This window comes from Arthrobacter sp. K41 (assembly GCF_059089645.1).
Window position 1 is genome coordinate 1 of the sequence record NZ_JBNHEW010000012.1, and the last position, 10,396, is coordinate 10,396.

10 protein-coding genes are annotated in these 10,396 nt (G+C 61.3%); all 10 read right to left on the bottom strand.

What is annotated here, in order from left to right; genetic code table 11:
• Positions 1 to 54: 54 nt before the first annotated feature.
• The 10 genes from AC5RTE_RS17090 to AC5RTE_RS17135 all read right to left on the bottom strand — a co-directional run bounded on the left by AC5RTE_RS17090 (position 55) and on the right by AC5RTE_RS17135 (position 9,783).
• Entirely contained in the window at positions 55 to 846 is a 792-nt protein-coding gene (locus AC5RTE_RS17090) for an ABC transporter ATP-binding protein (protein ID WP_494042571.1), read from the bottom strand.
• A gap of 24 nt (positions 847 to 870) precedes the next feature.
• A complete protein-coding gene (locus AC5RTE_RS17095; RefSeq protein WP_494042572.1) occupies positions 871 to 1,671 on the bottom strand; it encodes an ABC transporter permease in 801 nt (266 codons plus the stop codon).
• Positions 1,668 to 2,525, bottom strand: coding sequence for an ABC transporter permease (locus tag AC5RTE_RS17100; protein ID WP_494042573.1), 858 nt, complete (start codon positions 2,523 to 2,525; stop codon positions 1,668 to 1,670). Before AC5RTE_RS17100 ends, AC5RTE_RS17095 begins: the two co-directional genes overlap by 4 nt.
• Entirely contained in the window at positions 2,522 to 3,517 is a 996-nt protein-coding gene (locus AC5RTE_RS17105; protein WP_494042574.1) for an ABC transporter substrate-binding protein, read from the bottom strand. Before AC5RTE_RS17105 ends, AC5RTE_RS17100 begins: the two co-directional genes overlap by 4 nt.
• Before the next feature lie 34 nt (positions 3,518 to 3,551).
• Positions 3,552 to 5,192, bottom strand: a complete 1,641-nt coding sequence (locus AC5RTE_RS17110; protein WP_494042575.1) for a thiamine pyrophosphate-binding protein — start codon at positions 5,190 to 5,192, stop codon at positions 3,552 to 3,554.
• 498 nt (positions 5,193 to 5,690) lie between these two features.
• Positions 5,691 to 6,350, bottom strand: a complete 660-nt coding sequence (gene leuD, locus AC5RTE_RS17115) for a 3-isopropylmalate dehydratase small subunit (protein ID WP_494042580.1) — start codon at positions 6,348 to 6,350, stop codon at positions 5,691 to 5,693.
• A 15-nt stretch (positions 6,351 to 6,365) separates the two neighbouring features.
• Entirely contained in the window at positions 6,366 to 6,731 is a 366-nt protein-coding gene (locus AC5RTE_RS17120) for a hypothetical protein (RefSeq protein ID WP_494042576.1), read from the bottom strand.
• Positions 6,728 to 7,669 (bottom strand): DODA-type extradiol aromatic ring-opening family dioxygenase, encoded by a 942-nt coding sequence (locus tag AC5RTE_RS17125; RefSeq protein WP_494042577.1) that lies wholly within the window; start codon positions 7,667 to 7,669, stop codon positions 6,728 to 6,730. Before AC5RTE_RS17125 ends, AC5RTE_RS17120 begins: the two co-directional genes overlap by 4 nt.
• A 75-nt stretch (positions 7,670 to 7,744) precedes the next feature.
• Complete coding sequence (locus tag AC5RTE_RS17130) at positions 7,745 to 8,572, bottom strand: citryl-CoA lyase (protein WP_494042578.1); 828 nt, start codon at positions 8,570 to 8,572, stop codon at positions 7,745 to 7,747.
• Entirely contained in the window at positions 8,569 to 9,783 is a 1,215-nt protein-coding gene (locus AC5RTE_RS17135) for a CaiB/BaiF CoA transferase family protein (protein ID WP_494042579.1), read from the bottom strand. Before AC5RTE_RS17135 ends, AC5RTE_RS17130 begins: the two co-directional genes overlap by 4 nt.
• Positions 9,784 to 10,396 lie beyond the last annotated feature (613 nt).

Sequence of the window (10,396 nt, forward strand, 5' to 3'; positions counted from 1 at the left end):
CGCTGCACCAGCTTGAGGACCATGGAAGGCCCGTCAGCTTCCAATTGCCTCGCGCTAGTTTGTGGCGGTCACGGACTCGGTCGGTGGCTGCATCTGCGCGATGGAAGTGTAGACGTGGGCGCGCAGGCGGGCAAACTCCGGCAGTTCCTTTGTCGACACCTGGTCCCGCGGCTGCGGCAGTCCGACCTCGATTTCCTCGAACACCGTCGTCGGCCGGTTCGTCAGCACGACGACTCGGTCCGCGAGGTAGACCGACTCATCAATATCGTGGGTTACGAACAGGATGGTCATCCCGTACTCACGGCGCAACTCGAGGACGAGATCCTCCAAACCCGAACGGGTTTGTGCATCAACGGATGCGAATGGCTCGTCCATGAGCAGGATATCCGGCCGATAGGCGAGAGCTCGAGCGATAGCGACCCGCTGCTGCATTCCGCCCGACAATTGCCAGGGGTACTGCGTCTCGAAACCGGTGAGCCCGACCGAAGCCAAGGCATTCTGGACTCTCTCCGCGCGCTCCTTCACGCTCTTCACCTTCCGCCGCAGCGGAAATTCGACGTTCTGGGCGACTCGCATCCACGGGTAGAGCGACCGGCTGTAGTCCTGGAACACTAGAGCCATCTTCTCCGGCGGCGCGAGAACCACCTCCCCGTCGAGTTCGACGGTCCCGGTCGTTGGGGCCAGCACGCCACTGAGTACTTTGAGGAGTGTCGTTTTTCCGCACCCCGACGGTCCGACTACGCAGATGAACTCACCCGCTCGGGCCTCGAAGCTGATGTCCGCGAGTGCAGTGACCGATGAGTCGCGTCCTTGGTATGTTTTGGCGATGGATTTTACGTGAAGCATTGCAGAGCACTTCCTTGCTTGGTCTTATTGGGGTAATTCTCGTGAACCGTGATGCCAGGCTAGGATCACGCGCTCGAGTCGTACGAAAAGCAGATTCAGGGTGAAGCCGAGCAGGCCGAGCAGGATGATCCCCGACCACATGTCGGCTAGAGCGAAGGTCCGCTGGGAGACTAGGATGACGTGACCGATGCCGTTTTGACTCGCTGCCATTTCGCTGACCACCACCATGATGAGCGCAAGCGCGAGTGCGGTACGCATGCCGGCGAAGATCTGCGGAGCGGCAGCGGGCAGCACCACATGCGTGAAGCGCCGCCACATATCAATCCGGTAAACCGTGGATGTTTCGATGTATACCGGTTCCATGCCTGTCGCACCATCCATCGCGTTCAGAAGGATGGGCCAAATGCACACGACCGCGATGAGGGCGACCTTTGCGTCGTCGCCGATGCCAACAACGAGAATGACGAGCGGAATGAGCGCCGGGGCCGGGATGGCACGGATGAACTCTAGAACCGGCGTGAAGGTGGCTCGAACACGCGGATATCGACCTAGGAGCAGCCCGGCGGGGATGCCTACGGCGACTGCAATCAGATACCCCAGGGAAAGGCGGCTGACACTTGGCACGAAGTCGGTCCACAACCGCTCGGAGAACCAGAATGGTACGAAGTCGAGGAGGATCGGTGCTAGGGGCGGGAAATAGTAAATGCCCGCCTGACCTGTCCAGACCAGTAGTGCGATGATGACGAGGACCGGCGTTGCGATCTCGACGGCCTGCAGGAGTCGGGGATGCCGCCGCAGCGGTCGTTTGCCCAAGGTGACGCTCATCCAATGACCTCTCGGTGTGAAGGGTGCCAACGAAGCAGCCGTCGTTCGATTGTGAAAACGAGCGAATTAAGTATCAGGCCGAGAAAGCCCGTGGTCACGATCAGCGCGTACATAGTCACGGTCGCGTTCGACGCTTGCGCGAAAGATATGTCGCGACCGAGCCCGGCCGACCCGATGATCAACTCAGCCACGATTGTCACGATCAAAGCGGTCGTGGAGGCGATTCGCGCCCCGGTTGCTATGTACGGCATGGCGTTCGGCAGGATGACACGGAGGATAAGATCGCTGCGCGGAACCCGATAGGACTTCGCCGTCGTCAGCTGGGTCGGGTCGATGTCTCGGAGCCCAATTACGGTTTGGATCAAAAGCGGCCATATCGCCCCGAAAGTTACGAGGAAGAGCTTCGACTCAGAGCCTACCCCGAACAGCAAGATGGCAACAGGAATGAGCGCCACGGACGGCACCGGCCGGAGGAACTCGATGATCGGCCGTAGCGCTCGATTCACGACATCCACGCTGACAATGAGGACGGCCAGTGGCATAGCAATCGTGGCCGCGAGGAGGAGCCCGAAGCCCCACCCCGCCAGAGTCTGGCCCACTGAAATCCAAAACGAGGACTGGGCTATGAGCGAACTGAGCTCGATTATAAGCACGCTCGGCGGCGGGACGTATCGCTCATTGAGAAGTCCGAGACGTATCGCAGCCTCGGCGAGTACAACGATGGCCAGAGTCCCGACCAGGCCATAGGCCGCTCGTTTGGTGCCGGTGAGGGGAGGACGACCCAGCCGATTCCGTGGCGCCCGGGTCAGGGGCGCCCCGGAATCGATGCGCTTGATCGTGGACTTGATGCTCACGAACCGTCCGTCAGCCGAAGGTACTCGTCCAGGTTGGCCTCGTAGGTGTATCCGCCGTATTTCTTGAGCATTTCCATGAGCCGATCGTACGAATCACGGCCGATCTCGGCCTTCCACTGAGGAAGGATCATCTTGCCGAGCGTCTCATCGTTTATAGTCGGGATAAGCACTTTAATCGCTGCACGCGCATCGTCCGGGTTCGCTGTCGCGTATTCGTTGGCTTTTGCCATCGCACGCTGGAAGCGTTCTACTCCTTCAGGGCTCTTAGCCGCATACTGCGCGGAGGTCACCCACTCGGTGGTCTGGGTCGCCTCCGGGTAGGCCTCGGTGGCGGGTGCGCCGATCTTTCTCATTCCCTGCTCGAGAAGGATGCTGCGGAACGGTTCCACAGTACTACCGCTGTCGATCCGGCCGGACGCGATCGCCCCACCGATGTCCGGGAATGCGATCTCGACGTAGTTGACGGATTTCAGGTCGACGCCGTTCTTGTCGAGCGCTGCCAGCGTTTCAAGATGGGCAAGGCTCTGCTGGGCCACGATAGAGACCGTTTTTCCCTCAAGGTCAGCGATCGTCTTGATGTCAGAATCACCACGGACGACAAGGGCTCCTGAGTCCTGGTCCCCCACGCCGGCGTAGGCGCCCGGAGCGACCGCGAGGATAGGCACGCCCTGAGAGAGGGCATTTAGGTCAGAGGTGACCGCAGACCACGCAATCTGGATATCGCCGCTCATGAGCGCTGCGACGCCCGCAGCCCCGGCGTTGAACATCTGGCTTTCGACTTTGAGGCCCTCCTCCTCGAAGAAGCCCTGCTGCTGTGCGATTTCGAAGGCCGCCACATGGATGATCGGAAGAAGCCCTACCTTGAGCTCGATCACCTCTTCGGTACTCCCACCATTAGAGTTGGCTCCTGTATCGGTTCCTCCGGCGGGCGCACATCCGGATATTGCAAGCGCGGCTACTGCGATCGCCGCGAAGGGAAGGGTCTTTTTCATTGTTCTGCTCCTATGGAGGTGATGAGGGGGGATGCTATTTGTGGTTTCTGAAGAATTCAGCCCAAAGAGGTGCGGGGATGCGCACGTCCGTCTTGCAGTCCAAGAGGAACAGGCCGTCTGGCCGCTCCAGCCAGGAACGGAGCGCATCGAGATCTTGCCGCCGGCGCACGGTGCAACCGTCACCACCGGCGCCGCGCGCGAGGGACACGAGGTCCCAGTCGGGGAAGCGCACAATATCGGTCTCGATGCCATGGTGGCGGCCCACGTGGACTTCGGCCCCGTAGGCGGCATCGTTGTATACCACGACGAGATGAGGGGTGCCGACTCTCGTGATCGTCTCGAGCTCTCCCAAGCTCATGAACAGGCCTCCGTCACCAATCATCGTGACGGGAAGCGAGCCCGGCCCGGCGACTGCGGTACCAATACTTTGAGCCAGCGCGAGCCCGACGGCCTGGAACCCTTGAAGGAAGAGGAATCCGCCGAGGCGTTTCGGTTCGAAGTAGCTGCCTGCGAAGCCCATAAAGGCGCCGCTGTCGGTGAGCGTGATGCTTTGTTCCGGCAACAGGGCGTTGAGTTCGGTCGTCAGTGTCCGGGGATCAATCGTGTGCTCATCCGATTCGTCAATGAAGGGATCACCACGCCGGGCGCTAGCCAGCTCCGCGGGGTCCAGCTCCTGAACAAATCCGCTTGGGGCGGGGTCGCGCAACTCCAGTGCTCGAAGAATCGTGTAAGCAGTCTCCCGCGCGTCGCCGAGCAGTGGAGTGACACCGCGGACAAAGTACTCGATAGCGGTCGGGTCCTCCTCGACTTGGACGATACCCGCGTCACCGTAGAGGGTTCCACCGCGCGTGGTCCACTGGTTGAGGCTAGCTCCAAAAGAAAGCACTAGGTCCGCGGTCTCCAGGATCGCCGCCGCACGCTCCGACGAGAAGCCTCCGCTGGTGCCGATGTTACCCGGCTCGCCGACGAAGAAACCTTTCGCTGTCGCCGAGGTGGTGACAACAGCATCCAGGCGACGCCCCAGAGCGTGCAGCGCTTCCTGCGCCCCCGATAGCACGGCCCCCCACCCCGCAAGGATCACCGGCCGACGGGCCTTCGCGATAAGAGAGAGGACACGTTCGAGTTCCGCCTCGGCCGGAATCCGGCGGCTCGGCGAGACCGGAACCCGGACGTTGGGCAGGGAACCGACCTCCACATCCTGAGCATCCGTAGGGATGGAGTACATGATTGGGCGGCGCTCGAGCATAGCCCGACGGTATGCAGCAATAAGATCAACGACCGCATACTGCGGACCGCGGAACCGCTGCACGCCCACTCCTAACGCCCTCACCAAGCCGTCTTGGTCAATGAGCTGGGGGTAATCTTCGAGAGTGTTGGACGTCGCCCCGGTGAGCAGGAGAATCGGGGTTCGCGCGCGAACCGCCTCACCGAGTGCGGTGAGCGTGTTCGTGACGCCGGGACCGGTCGTCACTGATGCAACCCCGACTTGCTGGGCAACACGAGTGTATCCATCCGCCATGGCTACAGCAGCAGACTCGTGACGGGCCCCGAGGTAGCGGATGCCGTTTTCTTCGGCTGCAAGTGCGAACTTTATATTGCCATCCCCGAGCAGGCCGAACAGGGTGGTGACACCGAGTTCGTGGAGCGTCGCGCCTATCGCTTCGTATGCTTTCATCGTCCCGTTTCTTCATTGAAAGGTAAGCTCGGAGTCGAGCCGTCCGCACAGCGTACTATTGTCCGTTGAGAGTAATTAGAACGGACGCAGCTGTCAATCATGAGAAAATCTGCAAACAAGGCGCTACGGCGAAAGTCCGCCTTTCGACCGTGCGGGAGAGACCTAAAGCTGGGCACCTGTTTGTGAGTGCACTATGGTGGCCGCGCAGTACCACCGACGATCGTCATCAGGAACTCAGCGAACGAAATGTCCGTCAGTCATGAGCTGAAGCTTGATCACGGCACCATATGCCCGATCGTTACCACTCGGCCCGCGGGTGACCTGCCGGTTGTGCCGATCCTGACGAACATCCTCGGCCGCCATTAAAAACCGCTCAGCGGTTCTTGGATCTCGGTCGTGCGATCCGCGCGGTTGTAGACGCGCTTACTCAGGTCGGGTTGAACTACACCCAAAGCTGACACAGCTCTTTGCCTGATCCTCTTAACAACCGGAATTGACCTACGTTGAACGAGTCCATTCCGCCCGCCCACAGCCGGGGACAGCCTCGGACGCGTCGATGTCGGACTGCAGCGGGGTGGTGGTCGGCAACCAGCTGCTGCGTTGTTGTTCAAAAGCTGTGATCAATGCGGCGTTTTGGAGCGTCAGGTCGATGTCGTCAAGACCATTGAGCAGACGCCAGCGGGTGTCCTCGTCCAGCTGGAATGGAATCACCCGCTCCCCGGCCTCGATGGTTCCGTTTTCCAGGTCAATGCGGAGGGCAAGATCCGGTGCTCCCTCCACCAGGTCCCAGAGGCTATTCACATCCTCCTCTCCGACTTGGGCGGCCAGCAGGCCGGCCTTGCCGGCATTTCCGCGGAAGATATCGGCAAACCTCGGGGAGATCACTACTCGGAAGCCGTAGTCCATTAGCGCCCACACTGCGTGTTCCCTCGATGATCCGGTCCCGAAGTCCGGGCCGGCGATCAGGATCTTCGCGGTAGCGAACACGGGGTGGTTGAGAATGAAGTCGGGGTTTCTGCGCCAGGCGGCGAAGAGCCCGTCTTCGAAGCCGGTTCGTGTGATTCGCTTCATGTAGCTGGCCGGGATGATCTGGTCGGTGTCGACGTTGGTGCGCCGCAACGGCGCACCTGTGCCTTCGATGACCCTGACCGCTTGGATAGGCACGGCCGGATTTTAGAGTGATACCGAAGGGTAGTCGCGGCCGAGCCAGTGCTCCAGCTTCTGGGCGAACTCGCGCTGGAATGAGAGGGGGCCGTGTTCCTTGGTGTAGACCGCCTCGAAGACTGCAACGAAGAGGGTCAGGGAGAGGAAGAAGTGCGCACCGTTTTCGAATAGCCACACGTAGTCGTAGTTGACCAGTGCCTGGCGCTCTTCGTCAGTGAAGGACACCCAGGAGGTCTTCTCGACGCTGTTGAGCCAGATGCCGACTTCCTTCTCCCAATCGGTCAGAGCGGTTGCGGCGTCTTCCTTATACCGGGCGACCCAGCTTGGGTCCCGGTCCACGGTGTACAGGAACTTGTTGACGTAGTACTTGCTCACGCTGAAACTCCTTCCTTGGCGGTGACCGGTCCTGCGCTGCCGCCGGAAACGGCTGCTGCCTGCTCGGCGGCGGCGGCCTGCTTGTCGCTCTTGTTGGGATACCAGGTCATGAACATTTCTCTGGTGTGGTATAGGTCCAGCTGGTCCACGTAGTCAGCGTTTTCGGGCCCGGCGATGCCCATCATCAGGATCAGGTCCATGAAGCCGTGGGTGGCGTTGCCTGCGCCGGACATGGATTCGTGGGTGACGTTTTCCAAAATCGCTTCGATGTTCCCGGTGGAGAGCCATTCGATGGCCTGGCGATCGAATTCCGGGTCGGGCCCGTGCTCGCCGAACTGCCGCGGGCCGCCGAGCTCCAAGGACAGGTGCCCGGTGCCGATGGCGGCGATCTTCTTGTCAGTCGGGTATTCATCGATGACCTGGCGGATGGCGCGGCCCAGGTCCCAGAACCGTTTCGGTGAGGGCAGCGGCGGTGCGAAAATGTTCGTGTAAATCGGGATCACGGGCAGGTCGGCGTCGGGGCGGACGGTGATGATCGGGCAGATGATGGAGTGGTCGATCTTCAGTTCGTGGCTGAAGGAGAAGTCGAAGCCGCGGTCCATGAGGCCCTGATGCATGAAGTTGGAGAAAGCGACGTCCCCGTCGAGGACGTACGTGGGGATGCCGAACTCGCGCTCTTCGTTGTAGAAGGTGGCGTCGTACTTTTCCTGCTTGCCGATCATGAACGTCGGGTAGTTGTCCAGGAAGAACTGGTGAAAATGGTCGGCGCCGACCATGACGAGAATGTCGGGTTCTGCTGCGGTAAGCGTTTCCCGGTAGGCCTCGACTTTGCGTTTCCATTCGTCGGCCTGGGGCATCCGTTCTTCCGGGGGCGCGGTGGTGGCCTTGAGGTAGAACGGGTGGTGGGTGCTGGCCAGTACGGCTGTCAGTTCAGCCATTGCATCTCCTTTGATTTATGCAGGCTGCTCCGGGAGCGGCTAGGCCCGGCTGCGGGCCGCGGGGACCTGCTGGTTCTAGTTTTCGTCCGGTGTTGTGGGTGACTGCGGGTCGACGTAGACGGCGTTCCGGTCCACTGCCATGTACACGTCCATGCCAATCGGGTTGCGGCGTTCCTCGGCGATTTGCCCGAGAAGGCCCGCTGCCCGTGCCAGCAGGGCGAATCCCCGCAGCAGATCCGTCGGCAGGCGGAGATCGGCCAGGGCGGCACCGCAGACTCCGGCGCCATTGAGCGGGAGTTTTCGGCCAAGAGCTTTTTCGCTCATCCGGCCTATGGCCTCGAAAAGGCGCAGGTGCGGCCCGCGCAGGCCTTCCTCTTCGGCGATACCGATCAACACTGGTGTTCGGGGGTCCTGAACCTTATGGTTTGGGTGACCCAGTCCGGGAACGAATTTGCCTGCGGCCCGCTGGGCAGTGATTGCACTGAGTGCGAGGTCATCCCATCCGGCGTCGGTGTCCGGCAGGTGCCCCTCATGGGCCGCGAGGGTGGCGGCGAGGAACTGCCCACAGTCCTCGGTGACACCGAGGAATCGTGAGCCGCCTCCGAGCAGGCCGGCGGCCATCGCTCCTTGCAGGGAATCGGGGGCGCTGAGGTAGGTAAGCCTCGCGGCGATGGCTGTGGGCGTGAAACCGTGGTCAGCCAGCGCCACCAAGACGGATTCAAAGACGCGCAGTTCCCCGGCCGTGGGGCGGCGCATAGCAACGAGCCAGAAGGCGAGTTCACCGAAGCTGACCTTGCCCATCAAATCCGCAGCGAGGTCCTGGCCCAGGAGGCGAATTTCGGTGGCGGTGGATGTTCCCAGTGAGGTCGGGAACTGCAGCTTCTGCTCGAGGGTGGGGTTCATGATTCTCCAGAGGTTGACGCGATCGGGATGGCGGCGGCGGCAAGCCAGGCACGGATCTCATCGGTGTGTTCGCCCAGCTCCGGCGGTGCCAGATCGTAGCGTGCCGGGGTCGCGGAGAACGTGATCGGGTTGCGGACGCCCGGGACGGTATTGGTCCCGGTGCCGATCTGGACGACGGGCTCAAGACCGAGCTTTTGGGCGTATTCAACGCCTTGTTTAATGGTGTTGATCGGTCCGTTTGGAACGCCGGCTTCGTTCAGCTTCTCGAACCATTCTTCGGCGGTCCGTGTCTTCAGTCGTTCCACCAGCAGGGGGCGGAGCTCTTCGCGGAGCCGGGTCCGGTCCGCGTTGTCAGCGAACCGCTCATCGTCGGCCAGTTCTGGGACACCCAGTACGGCGCAGAGCTTGCGGAACTGGGCGTTGTTCCCTGCGGTGATGATCAGGTCATCGTCCTTGGTCGGAAGAGCTTCATAGGGGAACAGGCTCGGGTGGGCGTTGCCCATCCTGAACGGTGTGACGCCGCCGGCAACATAGGCGGAGGTTTGATTCACGAGCCCGCTCATGGCCGAGGCCATGAGGCTCGTTTCTATGTTCTGCCCTTCGCCGGTGCGGTCACGGTGGTGCAGGGCGGCGAGGATTCCGATGGCTGAGTGCAACCCTGCCATGACGTCGAAGACGCTGATGCCGGCGCGGTAAGGTTCCCCATTGGGGTCCCCGGTGAGGCTCATGAGCCCGGACATGGCCTGGACGATCAGGTCATACCCGGGAAGGGCGGCGCCTTCGGCGGTGCCGAATCCGCTGATGGAGCAGTAGATGACAGCCTCGTTGCGTTCCCGGACCGAGCTGTAGTCCAGCCCGAACCGCTTCAGTCCACCGGGTTTGAAGTTCTCGATTACAACGTCGGCGCGGGCGGCGAGCTCCTTGGCCGTTGCGAGGTCGTCCTCGTCCTTCAGGTTCAGCACGACGGATTTTTTGTTGCGGTTGATCGCCGAGTAGTACGTCGAGACACCGTCGGGGCGGACCGGCGGCACCCACGAGCGGGTGTCGTCCCCGCCGGGACTTTCGACTTTGATGACTTCGGCGCCCATGTCTGCCAGGAGCATGGTGGCATACGGGCCAGCCAGCACACGGGAGAAGTCGGCGATGACGATCCCGTCGAGGGGTCGGACGACCGGGTCCTGGGCGGCCTCCGGCTTGAGGGTGCTTATCACCGTGGTTCCTTTCGGCTTCGAAGTAACTTGTCCGTTCAGCGGACAATGGTCCGAAATGGGATATTTATAGAATGAGCTTTTGGCGCGGATGTGTCAAGGCAGCAAGGCACCTACAAGGGACGGACGAACGCCTTCACACCGGAACGGGCGGCTGAACTGGTCCAGCGCGCCGGCAACGTTGTCCCGAAGCCGCCCTGATCCGTGCCTACGGCATCAGCAGGGAGACCGTCTACTAGGACCTACGCCGCCAAGTTGGTGAAGCGCCTGCCTTGCCCAAGGCCGTTGCACCGAATGCAGACGGGATGGCTGGACGGAAGATCTATTATCGGCGTTTCAAATCCTATGGGAGTGGGCTCCTTAGGCGCTTCGGCCGCAAGTGTGAGCTCCATATTGCCCCGAGTAGGCCGAACATGGTTGGGGACACCGAGGTGATGGAGCGTCGCTCCTATCGCTTCGTAAGCCTTAATCGTCCCGCTTCTTTTTTTAAAGGTAAGCCCGAGGCATTTGTCCGTAAATCGTACATCTGTCCGTTGAGGACTAATTCGCACCCACGCAGCGCCTTAGTTCGGAGACTTTCTCATAATCGACAGATTCTTCTCGATCTGGTCCCACC

Coding starts and splice junctions, on each gene's coding strand:
- AC5RTE_RS17090 (WP_494042571.1), bottom strand. CDS start 846: ATGCTTCACGTAAAATCCATCGCCAAAACATACCAAGGACGCGACTCA.
- AC5RTE_RS17095 (WP_494042572.1), bottom strand. CDS start 1,671: ATGAGCGTCACCTTGGGCAAACGACCGCTGCGGCGGCATCCCCGACTC.
- AC5RTE_RS17105 (WP_494042574.1), bottom strand. CDS start 3,517: ATGAAAAAGACCCTTCCCTTCGCGGCGATCGCAGTAGCCGCGCTTGCA.
- AC5RTE_RS17110 (WP_494042575.1), bottom strand. CDS start 5,192: ATGAAAGCATACGAAGCGATAGGCGCGACGCTCCACGAACTCGGTGTC.
- AC5RTE_RS17125 (WP_494042577.1), bottom strand. CDS start 7,669: ATGGCTGAACTGACAGCCGTACTGGCCAGCACCCACCACCCGTTCTAC.
- AC5RTE_RS17130 (WP_494042578.1), bottom strand. CDS start 8,572: ATGAACCCCACCCTCGAGCAGAAGCTGCAGTTCCCGACCTCACTGGGA.